Here is a 15,678-nt window from a genome sequence, read left to right as displayed (position 1 = left end):
CGGACGACCAGCAGACGCAAGCAGCCCTCCCGTTCGTGACATCGGGCCGGTATGACCCACGTCACAGCGTGAAGAGAGTGCGGCGTCAGCCCCCCGAGCACCACGATGCGCAGCATTCAACCACCGAGGGGGCGCGCCGGATCCTGCCCGAGAGGCCGCCCCGAGTCATTCCCAAAGGAAGGTCCAACTCCGCTTTTCCGGAAGGGAGTCGGCGTACTCGTGCAGGTCGGTCTCTATCGTGTCCGGGCAGAACGCGAAGTGTTCCGCCGCCAGGACCAGGGCCTCTTCCCCCGTTGTGGGCGGGGCCGCGACCGAGACCGTGAGGCGGTCGGGCGTCAGGCCCACCACCCTGGCCCCGAACCTGTCCTCCCACGAGCGCAGCACCGCGCACAGGCGTGCCACGTCGGGCTCGTGGTTCTGCGTGCCGCGCCAGCCTATGGCCGCCGGGACGTCGGCGCTGCGGCGGGCCGGGACCAGGGCGATCCGGGCGCCCTTCAGGTGCCCCTCGCCCGTCGCTGCCCCGGCGGTGTCGGCCGCCCTGCGGTCCGGGTCTTCCTGAAGCGCGGGGGCCTCCGCCAGGCCGGGCCACTCCTCGGGGTCGTAGCCCAGCTCCCCCTCGGCGTACGTCTCCCAGAACTCGGCCAGCACGTCCTCGGCGTCATGGTCGCCCGGGTACGACGCCTCGCCCGGAGCGAGCCCCCAGTCCGCCAACTCCCTTGTTCCGCCCAGCAGTACGGGGTGCAGCCCGCTTGTCCTGCGGGCCGTCGCGAGGCGCGCCCAGTCCTGCGGGCCGGCCGGTTCGTCCGCGCACCAGAGCAGCGGCTCGGCCGCCGGGCCGATCACCCTGCCCGGCGGCAGGTCGAGCCCCAGCACCTTGCCGGTCGGGTCATCGGTCAATTGCGGGAGTGGATTCGCAAGCATCGCCATGCCCCGAATGTAAATCCCACCACTGACAACGCCGCCGCCGTCGCGTTCTGGGGGGCGGAGTGTGAGGCTGCGGGGTTCAGAGTCCCGCGAGGAAGCCCTGCCACGTGGTGGGGTTCAGGGTGAGGGTAGGGCCCTCGGGGGCCTTGGAGTCACGGATGTGGATGGCGGAGGGGTGGGTTGCCACCTCGACGCAGGCTCCGCCCTCGTCGCCGCTGTGGCTCGACTTGCGCCACGCGCAGGCGATTTCGACGCAGGCGCCGCCCTCTTCGCTGCTGTAGCTGGACTTGAACCACGTAAGTGCGATGCTCATTGCTCTCCTAGCAGCCGGTCCAACAGCCCTCTTGTCTCCTCGGAGTTGAGGGCCTGCGTCCGCAGCATCGCATACTTCTGCCCAAGGAGACTGACCTCGTTGGGGTCGGAGACGAGATGGCTGCCGCGTTGGGACTCGACGTAGGCGAGGTGCTGGTGGTCCGGAGTCTCCAGGAGCACGAAGGGGCCTGAGAGCCCGGCGTGCGTGTGCCTTCCGAACGGCATGACCTGGAGGGTCAGCCCGGGTAGATCCGCGCAGGCGCGCAGGTGCCGCAGCATCTCGACGTACACCGTGTCGCTGCCCAAGCGGTCCCGCAGGATGGCTTCGGAGATGACGAAGCTGAGGGTCGGCGGCTCCTTCCGGTGCAGTATTTCCTGCCGCTCCAACCGCTTCTCGACCTGCGCGACGATCTCGTCCTCGCTCATCGCGGGTACCTTGCTGAGGAACACCGCTCGCGCGTAGTTCTCCGTCTGGAGCAGGCCCGGCAGTGCCTGGTTCTCGAACCAGGACAGTGCGATGGCCTCGCGCTCCAAGTCCATGTACTCCTCCGCCCACGCCGGGATCAGGTCGATCTCCGGCATGTTCTCGACCGCCGTCGTCAACGCCCCCTTTGTGTCGAGGAGTTGGTCCAGCAGGGCGGCCAGGTCCAGTTTCAGGGGGCGGCGGCCCTGCTCGATCGAGGCGATCATCTCCTCGTGGAGCAGCACACGCTCGCCCAGCTGGCGCTGGGTCAGGCCTGCGGCAATCCGGAAGGTCGCCACGAGGGCGCCGACCATCCTCATCGCCGACGTGTTCTTCCGGGGTCGCTTCCTGGGGTGCATGCCTGCCAACTCCCCATACGTACCCGTACGTTACGCATCGCGGACCCGTACAGAATTTGTGTACGGGTCGGGCCACTGCGGCACGCAAGGGGTACTCCGCAACCCTCCCCCCATGACCGACAACACCACCACCCTCACCACAACCGGCAACGAAATGCGCGAGCGCTTCTACCCCCGCTGCCGCCCATCCGTCCCCGCCGCGCGGAACTTCGCCGCCGGGGCCGTTGCCGACTGGGGGTTTTTCCATCGCATCGACGACATCCTGCTCTGCGTCAGCGAGCTCGCCACCAATGCCCTGTTGCACGGGGTCCCGCCCGGGCGGGGGTTTCTGCTGCGGCTCCGGCTCTGTGAGGGGGCCGTATTGCGGGTCGAGGTGCACGACAGCGGGGACGGGGTGCCCCGGGTCGCGGACGTCCAGGACTGCGGTGGGCGCGGGCTGGTGCTCGTGGGGGCTCTCGCCGACAAGTGGGGCGTGGGGGAGCGGGACCCCGGGAAGGCTGTGTGGTGCGAGTTCTGGTGCCCGGGGCCCGGTTCGGATCATGGAATGGGGAGGTAGGGGTGCGTGAGGGCTGCGTAGGGTGCGGGGGTAGTTGGACGTCCGCGTAACTGACAGGAGCCGCACCATGACCGCCCCCTCACCGGCCGCCGCCGCCGTGCCCGCGCTCGCCGCGCGTGCCGCGTCCGTCGGGTCCTCGCCCGTGCGGGAGATCCTCGCGCTGACCGCCCGGCCCGAGGTGATCTCGTTCGCGGGCGGGCTCCCCGCGCCCGAGTTGTTCGACGGCGAGGGCATGGCCGCCGCGTTCCGCGCCGTGATGGAGGGGGAGGCGGCGACCGCTCTGCAGTACTCGACCACCGAGGGCAGCCCCGCGCTGCGGGCCGCGACGGCCGCCCGGCTCAGCGCGCGCGGGCTCGCCACCGGCGCCGACGACCTCCTGATAACCACCGGCTCCCAGCAGGGCCTCACCCTCCTCGCCGCCGCGCTGGTCGAACCCGGCGACGTCGTCCTCGTCGAAGATCCCTGCTATCTCGCCGCCTTGCAGGTCTTCGGCTTCGCCGGGGCCCGCGTCGTCGCCGTGCCCTGCGACGACGACGGTCCCGACCCCGCCGCCCTCGACGCACTCGTCGCCCGCGAGCGGCCCAAGCTCTTCTACTGCGTGCCCACCTTCCAGAACCCCACCGGCCGCACCATGACCGCCGAGCGCCGCCGCGCCGTCGCCGACGTGGCCGTGCGGCGCGGGCTGTGGATCGTCGAGGACGACCCGTACGGCGAACTGCGCTACGAGGGCGAGCACGTGCCCTGGATCTCCTCCTACGAGGATGCCGCCGACCGCACCGTGCTGCTCAGCAGCTACTCCAAGATCATGGCGCCGGGTCTTCGCCTCGGCTGGGTGCGGGCTCCCCGCGCGCTGCTGCGGGCCTGCGTGATCGCCAAGCAGGCCTCCGACCTGCACACTCCGACCGTCAACCAGCTCGCCGCCGCCCGCTACCTCGCCGACCGCGACCTGGACGCCCACGTCGCCAGGGTCCGCGCCGCCTACGGCGAGCGCCGCGACGCCATGCTCGCGGGCCTGCCCGACGCACTGCCCGAGGGGTCGACGTGGAACCGGCCCGAGGGCGGCATGTTCCTGTGGGTCCGGCTGCCGGAGGGGAGCGACGCGACTGCCTTGCTGCCGAAGGTGGTCGAGCACGATGTCGCCTACGTTCCCGGTGCGCCCTTCTTCGCCGGCGTGCCGGACGCCGCCGCACTGCGCCTGTGCTTCGTCACCTCCGCCCCGGATGAAATCCGGGAGGGGCTCGGGCGGCTCGGGCGCGCTCTCGGGGCCTGAGCCCTCCGAGGGGCGAACTCCCTTGATGCGCAAGCCGGTTACTCCTTCGGCTTCGCCCTCACGTGCATCCGCTCGCCCTGCCGTCCGAAGAGGCTCAGCACCTCCACCGGGCGGCTGTCCGCGCTGCTGAACCAGTGGGGCACCTTCGTGTCCCACTCGGCGACCTCACCCGGGCCGAGAACCAGGTCGTGCGCTCCGAGGACGAGCCGCAGCCGGCCGTCCAGGACGTACAGCCACTCATAGCCCTCGTGCGAGCGCAGGTCCGGCTCGGTGCCCCGGTGCGGGATCAGCATCTTGTACGCCTGAAGGGGGCCGGGGCTCCGGGTCAGCGGGACGAACGTGCCGCCGTTCGGCATGGGGCGCGGGGTCAACCGGACCCGGGGGTCGCCCACTTCGGGTGCCCCGACCAGATCGTCCAGGGGCACTCCGTACGCGCTCGCCAGCGGAAGCAGGAGTTCCAGGCTCGGGCGGCGCTGTCCTGATTCGAGGCGGGACAGGGTGCTCTTCGAGATCCCGGTCGTCTCGGCGAGTGCGGCCAGGGTGAGGCCGCGCTGGGCTCGGAGGCGCTTGAGCCTCGGGCCCACCTCGTCGAGTACTGCTTGATGCGGAGAGGGCCCGGCGGGAGGCGGTGGGGTGTTCATGGGGGCCAGTCCACTCCCGTATCCCGGAATCGGCAACACGGGTTGCCGCTGCGGACTCCGGCCCGCTACCACGCCTCGATCGAGGACAGGTCCGACTGCCAGTACGTGGCCATGGCCTGGCTGTCCACGACCGCGACGCTCTTGGAGAGCTTGGCGTACGCGGAGGGGCCCGTGGACTCCATGCCGACCTTGCCCCGGAAGTACACGACGACCTGGCCCGTGTTGTACGACTCGCTGCCGTCGTCCTCGCCCTGTGTGCGGACCATCGCGTACGCGGAGGCGCCCGGAGCCAGCGACACCACCGCCTGGGGGATCGTGTCCTTGTCGACCGCGATCGGGGACTGCTGGGCGTTGGAGAAGGAGACGGCGGGGGCGTCGTAGGCGTTGCACATCGTCTTGCCGGTGTTGGTGACGGTCAGCAGGATGTGGTTGACCGGGCGGTTCACCTCGGTCGCGGTCAGCTTCACGTTGGCGCCGGTGCAGGGTGCGTCGGTGCCGCCGCCGTCCCCGGAGGGCTTCTTCGCGGTCTTGCCGGTCGACTTGGCCGGGGCGCCGGTGTGCTTGCCGGAGCCCGTACCCGCTCCCTTGCCCGAGTCCGAACCCTTGCTGCCCGCCGCGTCACCCGCCGTCGGAGCGGGCGCGGCGGTCGCCGGGGCGGAGGCCGAGGGCTGGTCGCCCGACAGCGCCGCGTCGGAACCGCTGCCGCTGCCGCAGGCGGTCAGGGCGAGGGCGGCGACGAGCGTGGTGGTCGCGGCGGTGGCGATGCGGAAGGTGGTACGCATGATGGTGATGCTCCCCGTGTGTCGGTAAGTAGCTGTCCCGGACGCCGTGGTGGCGTCAGGCGCGGTAGTGGTGGATCAGCGTGATGAGGGTCGCGATGGATGCGGCCAGGACGACCACGGCCATCGAATCCGCGACGTTGAACCGGATGCGGAATCGCATGGACTGCTCCCGGAACGAGCTGTTCGGCTGGTTGCTGCAACTACCTTGTGGGGCGCCCGGAGCGGCCCGCAATCGACGGGGGACAATGGGGGAAGCTGGAACGCTGGAAGGGCTGTGACCTGGGGGAACGACCTGTCCCTGGAATGCGTTCCTGGGATGGATGGGGAGGGAACCGGGGCATGGCGACAACGGAGTCCGAGCAGTTCGCGGCGCTGCTGAGGGAGTTGAAGGACCGCTCGGGGCGCAGTTACGGAGTGCTCGCGGGCAAGCTCCACATGAGTACGTCCACGCTCCACCGTTACTGCAACGGAGACGCGGTCCCGAACGAGTACGCACCCGTCGAGCGGCTCGCCCGGCTGTGCGGGGCGACCCCCGAGGAGTCCGTCGAACTGCACCGGCGCTGGATCCTCGCGGACGAGGCGCGGCGCCGTGCGCGAGGGGCGAACGCCGGGCCGGTCGCGGCCGCGACCGCGCCCGTGGCCGTCGAACCCCCGCCGGTCCAGGCGCCCGAGCCGGCCACCGAGCCCGCTCCGGTTCAGGAAACCCGGCCCGAGCCCGCGCAGGAGTCCGAGGAGGACTCCGACGCCGTCTCGCTCCCCGACGTCGGCCCCGCCGTCCCGCACGCCCCGAGACGCACGGGCCGGTTCGACAGCGGGAAGCTGAGCGGCAGGAAGATGCGGCTCGGGCTCATCGGGGCGGCCGTCGTCGCGCTCGCCGTGCCCGCCGTCGCCGTCGCGAGCCTGTCCGGGCGGGACGACGACAAGAGCTCCACGGTCGCCGACGCCAAGGAGAGCAGCCCCGCCCTCAAGAGCCCGTCCGCCCGCCCGCCGAGCGGCTCACCCAGCGCGCGCCCGAGCCCGTCCGGCTCACCCTCCCTGTCCGTGTCGTCGGGCTCCCCGGCCCCGAAGGGGCAGCAGAAGCACGCTCCGGAGGCGGGTGTTCCGCTGAGCGTCGGCATCAGCTCGTACGACTGGGACGCGCCGTGCTTCAAGTTCTACCTGCTCGACCAGAAGCCCGGCGCGGTGCCGCCGCCCCCGACGAACGAGCAGGACCGGCGCTCCTGGGCGCGGGCCCTCGGCGGGGTCGACGGCGGTGACCTGAAGCTGGAGCTGACCGCGACCGGCAAGAGCCAGGACTCGGTGGTGATCACCGGCATCAACGTGCGGGTGGTGGGCCGCGAGGCGCCGCTCAAGTGGACCGCGTACTCGATGGGTTCGGGCTGCGGCGGCAACATCGTCCCGCGGTCCTTCGACATCGATCTGGACGCGGCCCAGCCGGTCAGCAAGCCGGTCGCCGGCCAGCAGGCCGACGCGGTCGTGCCGGCCAAGGACTTCCCCTTCAAGGTGTCCACGACCGACCCCGAGGTCTTCGACCTGGAGGTGCACACCGAGGCGCACGACGTCAGCTGGTACCTGGAGGTCGCCTGGAGCAGCGGTGACCGCTCGGGGAAGATCCCCGTCTACGACAGCAACGGAAAGCCGTTCCGCACCAGCGCGATCAAGGGCCGCCCGGCGTACGAGTACCGCCTGGACACCAACGTGTGGGACCACCTGGAAACCGGGTGAACCGGGTGAACCAGGCGGCCCCGCACGGGAGTTGGCGATACTAGAGGCGCTCGGGCGTCCGGATGCCGAGCAGGGCCATGCCCTGGTGCAGCGTCCGGGCGGTCAGGTCGCACAGCAAGAGGCGGTTCTCGACCACGTCCTGCGCCGGGCGCGGCTTGATCACCGGGCACTGGTCGTAGAACGTCGTGAACAGCGACGCCAGCTGGTACAGGTACGCCGCCAGCTTGTGCGGCGCGTACTCGGCCGAGGCCTCGTAGACGAGATCGCCGAACGCGTCCAGGTGCAGGCCCAACGCCCGCTCGGCCGGGGCGAGTTCGAGCTCCGGGTGCGCGGCGGCGGTGTCGCCCTCGGACTTGCGCAGGATCGACCTGATCCGGGCGTACGCGTACTGGAGGTACACGGACGTGTCGCCGTTCAGCGACACCATCTGGTCCAGGTCGAACTTGTAGTCCCGGTTCGCCGACGTCGACAGGTCCGCGTACTTCACGGCGCCGATGCCGACGTACCGCCCGTTCTCGACGATCTCCTCCTCGGTCAGGCCCACCTTCTCGGCCTTCTCGCGGACGACCGCGGTGGCCCGCTCGGCGGCCTCGTCCAGGAGGTCCTCCAGCTTGACCGTCTCGCCCTCACGGGTCTTGAACGGCTTGCCGTCGGCGCCGAGCACCGTGCCGTAGCCCATGTTGTGCGCCGTGACATCGTCGCCCAGCCAGCCCGCCCGGCGGGCCGCCTCGAAGACCATCTTGAAGTGCAGCGACTGGCGCACGTCCACGACGTAGATCAGCGAGGTCGCGTTCAGGTCGGTGACCCGGTTCCGGATCGCCGAGAGGTCGGACGCCGCGTAGCCGAAGCCGCCGTCCGCCTTCTGCACGATCAGCGGGACCGGCTGGTCGTCCTTGCCCCGGATCTCGTCGAAGAAGACCACGAGCGCGCCCTCGGAGCGCACCGCGACACCGGACTCCTCAAGGAGCCGGGCCGTCTCCGGCATCAGGTCGTTGTACGCCGACTCGCCGACGATCTCGTCGTCCCGGATCTCCATGTCCAGCTTCTCGAAGACCGAGTAGAAGTAGACCTTCGACTCGTCCACGAACTGCTGCCACAGCTCCAGGGTCTCCTTGTCGCCGGACTGGAGGGCGACCACCCGCTTGCGGGCGCGCTCCTTGAACTCCTCGTCGGAGTCGAAGACGGCGCGCGAGGCCTTGTACACCCGGTTCAGGTTCGACATGGCCTGCTCGCCGTCGACGTCGTCGGCCGGGGCCAGCTCGCCGGGGTTCTCGATCAGGTACTGGATGAGCATGCCGAACTGGGTGCCCCAGTCGCCGATGTGGTGCCGGCCGATCGTCTTCTCGCCGGTGAAGTCGAGCATGCCGCGCAGCGCGTCGCCGATGACCGCCGAGCGCAGGTGGCCGACGTGCATCTCCTTGGCCACGTTGGGCTGGGCGTAGTCGATGACCGTGACGCCCGGGTGCTCCTTCAGCGGCACGCCGAGCCGGTCGTCGGCCGCACGGGCCGCGAGCGTCTCGATGATCGCCCGGTCGGCGAGCGTGATGTTGAGGAAGCCGGGTCCGGAGACCTCGATGTCCTTGATCGCCTCGCCCTGGACCTGGTCGACGACCTTGGTCGCGAGCTCGCGCGGGTTGCCCTTGAGCTTCTTCGCGAGCGCCAGGATGCCGTTGGCCTGGAAGTCGGCCCGGTCGCTTCGTCGCAGCAGCGGGTCGGTGGAGCCGGCCTCCGGCAGGGCAGCCGAGAGGGCGTCCGCCAGGCGCTGCTGGACAGTGGAAGCGAGGGAATGGACCGAGGCCATGAGGTGCCGTTCCTGTCGGGAGTGAGGACGATTGCCCTCCGATTCTCCCATGCGGCCCCTGCCCGTTTCTCCCGAGTTACGGGCAACCCCGGAGGAGCTCGTTCCGTCTGGGAGAATGGGCTTGCCAGCCTCTCCAAGGCATACGAGAAAGAAGGACGTGCCGACCGTGGCTCAGAGCAGCACCGAGACCGACTGGGTCTCCCGTTTCGCGGACGATGTCATCGCCGAGTCGGAGCGACGTGCGCCTGGCAAACCGGTCGTCGTCGCGTCCGGACTCTCCCCCTCCGGCCCCATTCACCTGGGCAACCTGCGCGAGGTCATGACCCCGCACCTGGTCGCGGACGAGATCCGCCGGCGCGGGTACGAGGTCCGTCACCTGATCTCGTGGGACGACTACGACCGCTACCGCAAGGTGCCGAAGGGCATCCCGGGCGTCGACGAGGACTCCTTCAGCGAGCACATCGGCCGCCCGCTGACCTCGGTCCCGGCGCCGGTGGGCTCGGCGCACCCGAACTGGGCCGAGCACTTCAAGGCCGCCATGATCGAGGCGCTCGCCGAGCTGGGTGTCGAGTACGACGGCATCAGCCAGACCGAGCAGTACACGACCGGCGTCTACCGCGACCAGGTGCTGCACGCGATGAAGCACCGCGGCGACATCGACGCGATCCTGGAGCAGTACCGGACCAAGAAGGCCCCGGGCAAGAAGTCGCAGAAGCCTCTCGACGAGGCCGAGCTGGAGGCCGCCGAGGGCTCCGGCGCGGCGGCCGAGGACGACGGCACGGGCTCGACCGGCTACTTCCCGTACAAGCCGTACTGCGGCGGCTGCGGCAAGGACCTGACCGTCGTGACGGCCTACGACGACGACACCACGGAGCTGACCTACACCTGCTCCGCGTGCGCGTTCTCGGAGACCGTCCGGCTCAGCGAGTTCAACCGCGGCAAGCTGGTCTGGAAGGTCGACTGGCCGATGCGCTGGGCGTACGAGGGCGTGATCTTCGAGCCCTCGGGCGTCGACCACTCCTCGCCGGGCTCGTCGTTCCAGGTCGGCGGCCAGATCGTGTCGATCTTCGACGGCGTCCAGCCGATCGGCCCGATGTACGCCTTCGTCGGCATCAGCGGCATGGCCAAGATGTCCTCCTCGAAGGGCGGCGTCCCGACCCCGGCCGACGCGCTGCAGATCATGGAGCCGCAGCTGCTCCGCTGGCTGTACGCGCGCCGCAGGCCGAACCAGTCGTTCAAGATCGCCTTCGACCAGGAGATCCAGCGGCTCTACGACGAGTGGGACAAGCTGGAGGCCAAGGTCGCCGACGGCTCGGTGCTGCCCGCCGACGCCGCCGCGTACGCCCGGGCCGCCCGCACGGCCGCCGGTGAGCTGCCGCGCACCGCGCGCCCGCTGCCGTACCGCACGCTGGCCTCGGTCGTGGACATCACCGCGGGCCACGAGGACCAGACCCTGCGCATCCTCAGCGAGCTGGACCCGGCGAACCCGGTCACCTCGCTCGACGAGGTGCGCCCGCGCCTGGACCGCGCCGAGAACTGGATCACCACCCAGGTCCCGGCCGACCAGCGCACCCTGGTCCGCGAGGAGCCGGACACCGAGCTGCTCGGCTCGCTCGACGACGAGGGCCGCGAGTCGCTGCGGCTCCTGGCCGAGGGCCTGGACTCGCACTGGTCCCTTGACGGGCTCACCACGCTCGTCTACGGCGTGCCGAAGGTGATGGCGGGCCTGGCCCCCGACGCCAAGCCGACGCCCGAGCTGAAGGTCGCCCAGCGCTCGTTCTTCGCGCTGCTCTACAAGCTCCTGGTGAGCCGTGAGACGGGGCCGCGCCTGCCCACCCTGCTCCTCGCCGTCGGCGCGGACCGGGTGCGCAAGCTGCTCGCCGCCTGACGTACGTACCGCAAGGCCGAGGGCCGCCACCCGATCGCGGGTGGCGGCCCTCGTTCCATCTTTCGGTGGACCGCGGATTCCGTCCCGGGCAGGAACCGCCGGGCCCGTCGCCTGGTGACCATGGAGTCATGAACGCGTACATCACCAAGCAGGTCGTCGGGGCCATCGGCTGGGTCATCGGCATCCAGGGCGCACTCGGGTTCGCCGGCGCGCGGTTCGGCAACGGACCCTGGGGCTTCCTGCACAAGCTCGCCGACATCCCGGCCGTCGGCTACCTCGCCCTGGCTGTCGTCGGCGCCGCCCTTGCCGTCTGGGGTGAGATGGCCAAGAAGGCCCGGCGGAAAGCATCTTGACGCGCCGTCAGGCGATGTGGTCCTCGGCGAGTTCCGCGTCGTAGCGCTGCTTGAAACCGGGGATCAGGCCGCGCAGCAGGGCGGTGCTGCGGGGGTGGGTCACTCCGTGGCCGTCGGAGAGGTGTATTTCGAGGACCTCGACGCTGGGGTAGTCATTGTGCTGGTGCGCGTACTGGCGGAACACGCTGTACGCCACCTGGGCGAACTCCGCGTCCTCCAGGGAGGATTCCCCGGCCTCCGGCACGGGCTGCGGGCCGGCCGCGCGCGGGCCGGGTACACCGAGGCGGCGTTCGCGGCCGGGGCCCGCCGGGACCATCACGGGCTCCTGCTCCGGCTGGAGCCCGGCTTCCGCTTGCATGTCCGCTTCCGCTTCCGCTTGCGCGAAGGCCGGGTCGTACGTGCCCGCGTACTCCTCGGGCGAGACGTGCTGGGCGGCGAACCAGGGGCTCTCGTGCGTGGTGGGCTGCTCCTGCTCCGCGTACGCCTGCTCCTGCCCGGGCTGCGGGGCCTGGGGCTGAGCCTGGAGCGGGGGCTCCTCGGGGGCCGAGTGGGTGTGGGCCGGAGGCAGTTCCGGCTGCGGCTCGTGCTGCACGATCACCGGCGCGGGCGGAAGCAGCACCGGGTCCATGCCGGCGGCTGCGAGGCCGGCCGGGGCGGTCTCGGCGAGCGGGACGCCGAACTTCGCCAGGCGCAGCGGCATGAGGGATTCGACGGGGGCCTTGCGGCGCCAGGCGCGGCCGTAGNCTTCCATGTGCTTGTCGGCGGTGATGTCGGCGATCCGGCCGACCGCGTGCCGGGCCGCTTCGACGGCGACGACGAACAGGACGGGGATGACCGCGTGCATGCCCACACCCAGCGGGTCCGGCCAGGCGGCCGCGCCGTTGAAGGCGATGGTGGCGGCCGTGAGCAGCCAGGCGGTCTGGCGAAGGAGCGGGAACGGGATGCGCATCCAGGTCAGGAGCAGGTCGAGGGCGAGCAGCACACAGATGCCCGCGTCGACTCCGACCGGGAAGACGTAGGAGAAGTTCCCGAAGCCCTTCTTGAGCGCGAGCTCGCGGACCGCCGCGTACGAACCCGCGAAACCGATCCCGGCGATCACCACGGCACCCGCGACCACCAACCCGATCAGAATGCGGTGCGTGCGTGTCAGCTGAGTCGCGGCCACCCGCGCCCCCTCCCCTTGTCAAGCAACTGGCGGGCACAGCCTGGCACATGTGTACGGAGTCCGGCCCACAGGGGAGGGCCGGACTCCGTATCGTTGCGCGAGTGCTACTTGTTGTTCGCGGTGGCCACCGCGGCGACCGCCTCCTTGGCGGTGACGGTGGCGCCCTCCTGGACCTCGTTGGTCTGGGGGGCGTCGGCGCCCTGGTAGCCGGTGCCGTTGTAGTCGACGGCGACCACGACGTTGGCGGTGCGGACCACGACGACGCCGTACTTGAAGTCCGCGTCGGTCTTCTTCAGGTCGAAGGTGATCGCGGTCGCCTGGTCGCCGAGGCCGGAGACCGGCGAGGTCTTCACGTTCTTCGCGTCCGCCGTGGACTGGGCGGCCGAGACGGCCCGGTCGAACTGCTTCTGGGCCAGCGCGTCACCGGCGCCGAGGCCCTGCGTGGAGTCGTACCGCTTGAGGTCGACGTCGAGCCAGCGGTAGAGCGAGCCCTGGACGCCCTTGTCGTCGAGGCCGTTCCAGGTGCAGCTCGCCTGGGACTGCGGGTCGGAGGTCTTGCCGACCTCGCCCGCCTTCGTCTTCGCCTTGGGGACGTACTTGTCGATCGACCCCGCGCCGATCGACTGGCACGCCTCGGGGAGCTTCTTGAACTTCGCCGGGGCGAGCGAGGGCGACGAGGAGGCCTGCTTGCCGCCGGAGGCCGACGAGGACGCCGAGTCCGACTTCTTGTCGCCGCCCGAGTCGGAGGAGCAGCCCACTGCGACGAGCATCACAGGGACGGCGGCACAGGCGAGGACGCGGGCGAGCCGGATGCGCGGGGCCGGGGCGTGGGCCTTTTCGGGGGTGGCCGGGGCTGATCGGTGCATGATTCCTTCGCTCTTCGTTCTTCGCGCTGGCGCGCTATTCGCTGAACTGCTCGACGAGCTTGCCGGCCAAGGCCTGGGCCTGCTCCTGCAGCTCCTTGCTGTCGGGGACCACGGCGGATGCCGCGGCCTGGGCGGTGTACTCGATGGTCACGATCACATTGGACGTACGGAAGACCACAGTGACGGTACGTTGTCCGGCCCCCGAACTGCTGTCGGAGCCGGACGGGGACAATACGTCGTTCACGAAGGCGGCGTCACCGAGCCCGCTCAGCCGGCGCGGCCGGAGGCCGTCCGCGTCACTGCTCTCCGAGGGGCTCGGGGAGACCGGGGAACCGCTCGGCGGGACCGCCGGGACGGACGGGGTGCCGGGGGCGCCGGAGGCCGGCGCGCCGGACGGGGTCGGGGCAGCGGACGAGGTCGGAGCGGGTGCGGAGCTCTTGGGGGCGGGCAGGTTCGCCGCCGTCTCCTTCTTCCCGTACAGCTCCTTGGTCTGGTCGTCGTCGCTCACCGCGGGGTCGTAGGAGACGACCCGCTCGAAGTCGACCGTGAGCCTTCGCACACCGTCGGCCGTCTCGTCCTTCCAGCGGCAGCCGACCCGGCGGTCGGTGTCGTAGGTCAGGTCGGCGGTGCCCCCGTACTCCTTGGTGGCGTCTGCCTCCGCGAGGGCGGCCGCGCCCGGCAGCATGTCTTTCAGCACACTCTTGCTCACGGCCCGGCAGGGCTCGGGAAGGGTGCGGTACTTGCCGGGCTGCGCGGCGGCCGACTTGGGCACGCCCGCCTTGGAATCGTCGGTGGAGCCGTCGTCGCCCGAGGCCGCCGAGCAGCCCGAAGCGAGCGCCACAAGCAGCGCGAGACCGGGCACGTACGCCTTTCGCTGCACGGCTTCCAGGCTCCTTTCAGCAGGACGACGCAAGAAAAAGCGGTTGCCGCCCGAGGGCGGTGGCCGGACACAATGTGTATCGCACGCGCACCTGTGAACGCCGGTCCACTGTCCTGGATGTGGATGTTGGCGCCAGTTTTGCCTTTCGTGCACTTTCAGGCGCTTTGGTGCCGTTTTCTGCTCTCGGGGGATCGAGGAATTATGTCGTACGTGGAGATGCCCGGGGCACGGGTGCCCATCAGGATGTGGACGGACCCGGCGTCGGTGGACTCGGGCGCGCTGCAGCAGCTGCGCAATACGGCCACCCTGCCGTGGATCAAGGGCCTGGCCGTGATGCCGGACGTCCACTACGGCAAGGGCGCCACGGTCGGCTCGGTCATCGCGATGCAGGGCGCGGTGTGCCCGGCGGCGGTGGGCGTGGACATCGGCTGCGGCATGTCCGCGGTCAAGACGTCGCTGACCGCCAACGATCTTCCGGGCGACCTCTCCCGGCTCCGCTCGAAGATCGAGCAGGCCATCCCGGTGGGCCGGGGCATGCACGGCGACCCGGTGGACCCGGGGCGGCTGCACGGCTTCTCGACGTCGGGGTGGGACGGGTTCTGGGAGCGGTTCGGGGGGATCGCCGAGTCGGTCAGGTTCCGCGAGGAGCGGGCCGCGAAGCAGATGGGAACGCTCGGATCCGGAAACCACTTCGTCGAGTTCTGTCTGGACGAGTCGGGTTCGGTCTGGCTGATGCTGCACTCCGGGTCCCGGAACATCGGCAAGGAGCTCGCCGACTTCCACATCGGCGAGGCCCGGAAGCTGCCGCACAACCAGGGCCTGGTCGATCGTGACCTGGCCGTCTTCATCGCGGACACGCCGCAGATGGCGGCATACCGGGGCGACCTGTTCTGGGCGCAGGAGTACGCGAAGTACAACCGGGCGATCATGATGGCGCTCTTCCAGGACGTGGTCCGCAAGGAGTTCAAGAAGGCCAAGGTGACCTTCGAACCGGTCATTTCCTGTCACCACAACTATGTGGCGGAGGAGCGGTACGACGGCATGGACCTGCTGGTCACCCGCAAGGGCGCGATCCGGGCGGGCTCAGGCGACTTCGGGATCATCCCGGGCTCGATGGGCACGGGTTCGTACATCGTGAAGGGCCTCGGCAACGCGGCGTCCTTCAACTCGGCCTCGCACGGCGCGGGCCGCAAGATGAGCCGCAGCGCGGCGAAGCGGACGTTCTCGACGCGGGACCTGGCCGAGCAGACGCGGGGCGTGGAGTGCCGCAAGGACGCGGGTGTGGTGGACGAGGCGCCGGGCGCCTACAAGCCGATCGAGAAGGTCATGGACCAGCAGCGCGACCTGGTGGAGGTCGTGGCGAAGCTGAAGCAGGTGGTGTGCGTGAAGGGCTGAGGCGCCGGTGCGGGGGAGCGCGGCCGGGCCGGGGGCTCTCGCCCCCGGCCGCCGCCTCTTCCCGGCCCGCATGCCGGGAAAGCGCCGGAAGGGGCGCGCGGCTGTGCCTTCGGCGAGCCGAAGGCCTGCCGGGCACTGCCCGTATCACGAGGACGTACCGGGGAGGGGTCCGGCTTTGTCCGGGCGGCGGTGGCAGAAGCCGCCCGGTGTCCGCGGGACGCCCGGCAGGGCATCGTCTGCCCATGCCCTGCACTGCCGGTTCTGGCGTACGCGGACAACGTCCTCGTGACAGCGGACG

General features: G+C 70.5%; 15 protein-coding genes. 6 read left to right on the top strand and 9 right to left on the bottom strand.

Features of this window, described 5'->3' with window-relative positions:
• Positions 1-165 precede the first annotated feature (165 nt).
• The 3 genes from ABD346_RS35760 to ABD346_RS35750 form a co-directional block, all read right to left on the bottom strand.
• Positions 166-927 carry a DUF4253 domain-containing protein gene (locus ABD346_RS35760; protein ID WP_344380484.1) on the bottom strand — a complete coding sequence of 254 codons (762 nt, stop codon included), beginning with the start codon at positions 925-927 and terminating at the stop codon, positions 166-168.
• A gap of 76 nt (positions 928-1,003) precedes the next feature.
• Positions 1,004-1,237, bottom strand: a complete 234-nt coding sequence (locus ABD346_RS35755; RefSeq protein ID WP_344380483.1) for a DUF397 domain-containing protein — start codon at positions 1,235-1,237, stop codon at positions 1,004-1,006.
• The gene (locus ABD346_RS35750) at positions 1,234-2,058 is read right to left on the bottom strand and encodes a helix-turn-helix domain-containing protein (protein WP_344380482.1); all 825 of its coding nucleotides are present in this window, start codon (positions 2,056-2,058) and stop codon (positions 1,234-1,236) included. The genes ABD346_RS35755 and ABD346_RS35750 overlap by 4 nt, the downstream gene beginning before the upstream one ends.
• Positions 2,059-2,170: 112 nt before the next feature.
• On the opposite strand from ABD346_RS35750, the gene ABD346_RS35745 reads away from it, so the two are divergent.
• Together ABD346_RS35745 and ABD346_RS35740 are read left to right on the top strand one after the other, a co-directional pair.
• On the top strand, positions 2,171-2,614 hold the full coding sequence (locus tag ABD346_RS35745) for an ATP-binding protein (protein WP_344380481.1): 444 nt from the start codon (positions 2,171-2,173) through the stop codon (positions 2,612-2,614).
• Between the two features lie 67 nt (positions 2,615-2,681).
• Positions 2,682-3,884, top strand: coding sequence for an aminotransferase-like domain-containing protein (locus tag ABD346_RS35740; protein WP_344380480.1), 1,203 nt, complete (start codon positions 2,682-2,684; stop codon positions 3,882-3,884).
• Positions 3,885-3,922: 38 nt separating this feature from the next.
• Here the strand turns inward: ABD346_RS35740 and ABD346_RS35735 are convergent, their stop codons facing one another.
• Positions 3,923-4,525, bottom strand: coding sequence for a helix-turn-helix domain-containing protein (locus ABD346_RS35735; RefSeq protein ID WP_344380479.1), 603 nt, complete (start codon positions 4,523-4,525; stop codon positions 3,923-3,925).
• 65 nt (positions 4,526-4,590) lie between these two features.
• On the bottom strand, positions 4,591-5,307 hold the full coding sequence (locus tag ABD346_RS35730; protein ID WP_344380478.1) for a DUF4232 domain-containing protein: 717 nt from the start codon (positions 5,305-5,307) through the stop codon (positions 4,591-4,593).
• Positions 5,308-5,646: 339 nt separating this feature from the next.
• On the opposite strand from ABD346_RS35730, the gene ABD346_RS35725 reads away from it, so the two are divergent.
• On the top strand, positions 5,647-7,032 hold the full coding sequence (locus ABD346_RS35725; RefSeq protein WP_344380477.1) for a helix-turn-helix domain-containing protein: 1,386 nt from the start codon (positions 5,647-5,649) through the stop codon (positions 7,030-7,032).
• Between the two features lie 40 nt (positions 7,033-7,072).
• Here the strand turns inward: ABD346_RS35725 and argS are convergent, their stop codons facing one another.
• Positions 7,073-8,833 (bottom strand): arginine--tRNA ligase, encoded by a 1,761-nt coding sequence (argS, locus tag ABD346_RS35720; RefSeq protein WP_344380476.1) that lies wholly within the window; start codon positions 8,831-8,833, stop codon positions 7,073-7,075.
• A 157-nt stretch (positions 8,834-8,990) separates the two neighbouring features.
• On the opposite strand from argS, the gene lysS reads away from it, so the two are divergent.
• Both lysS and ABD346_RS35710 read left to right on the top strand, forming a co-directional pair.
• A complete protein-coding gene (lysS, locus tag ABD346_RS35715) occupies positions 8,991-10,721 on the top strand; it encodes a lysine--tRNA ligase (protein WP_344380475.1) in 1,731 nt (576 codons plus the stop codon).
• A gap of 128 nt (positions 10,722-10,849) precedes the next feature.
• On the top strand, positions 10,850-11,074 hold the full coding sequence (locus ABD346_RS35710; RefSeq protein ID WP_344380474.1) for a hypothetical protein: 225 nt from the start codon (positions 10,850-10,852) through the stop codon (positions 11,072-11,074).
• A gap of 7 nt (positions 11,075-11,081) precedes the next feature.
• On the opposite strand, the gene ABD346_RS35705 is transcribed toward ABD346_RS35710, so the two are convergent.
• The 3 genes from ABD346_RS35705 to ABD346_RS35695 all read right to left on the bottom strand — a co-directional run bounded on the left by ABD346_RS35705 (position 11,082) and on the right by ABD346_RS35695 (position 13,985).
• Positions 11,082-12,239 (bottom strand): DUF2637 domain-containing protein, encoded by a 1,158-nt coding sequence (locus tag ABD346_RS35705; RefSeq protein WP_344380473.1) that lies wholly within the window; start codon positions 12,237-12,239, stop codon positions 11,082-11,084.
• Positions 12,240-12,343: 104 nt separating this feature from the next.
• Positions 12,344-13,105 (bottom strand): DUF3558 domain-containing protein, encoded by a 762-nt coding sequence (locus ABD346_RS35700; protein WP_344380472.1) that lies wholly within the window; start codon positions 13,103-13,105, stop codon positions 12,344-12,346.
• A 34-nt stretch (positions 13,106-13,139) separates the two neighbouring features.
• Entirely contained in the window at positions 13,140-13,985 is an 846-nt protein-coding gene (locus ABD346_RS35695) for a DUF3558 domain-containing protein (protein ID WP_344380471.1), read from the bottom strand.
• Positions 13,986-14,186: 201 nt separating this feature from the next.
• Between ABD346_RS35695 and ABD346_RS35690 the strand changes: the two genes are divergently transcribed.
• Positions 14,187-15,380, top strand: a complete 1,194-nt coding sequence (locus ABD346_RS35690) for an RtcB family protein (RefSeq protein ID WP_344380470.1) — start codon at positions 14,187-14,189, stop codon at positions 15,378-15,380.
• The last annotated feature ends 298 nt before the right edge of the window (positions 15,381-15,678 follow it).

It is taken from the genome of Streptomyces mauvecolor (assembly GCF_039532965.1).
GTDB lineage: Bacteria > Actinomycetota > Actinomycetes > Streptomycetales > Streptomycetaceae > Streptomyces > Streptomyces violascens.
Note: the sequence above shows the minus strand (reverse complement) of the source record. Positions and strands in the feature narration are given on the sequence as shown.